We start from the raw sequence: 216 nt of genomic DNA on the forward strand, positions 1-216 counted from the left end.
CGAAGTGGCTAAACGCGGCGGACTGTAAATCCGCTCCTTCGGGTTCGGCAGTTCGAATCTGCCCCCCTCCACCATTTTCTTTAAAATAACCTGAGAGGGTTTATTTTTTTGAGAAGATAAGCATACTAGTAAATATTAATGGGCTATAGCCAAGCGGTAAGGCAACGGACTTTGACTCCGTCATGCGCTGGTTCGAATCCAGCTAGCCCAGCCATT

General features: G+C 47.7%; 1 tRNA gene. It reads left to right on the forward strand.

The features are described from left to right. Positions 1–139 precede the first annotated feature (139 nt). Positions 140–214, forward strand: a tRNA-Gln gene (locus JDS95_RS30940). The last annotated feature ends 2 nt before the right edge of the window (positions 215–216 follow it).

This window comes from Bacillus cereus group sp. N24 (genome assembly GCF_016483345.1).
In the GTDB taxonomy this organism is placed as follows: domain Bacteria; phylum Bacillota; class Bacilli; order Bacillales; family Bacillaceae_G; genus Bacillus_A; species Bacillus_A toyonensis.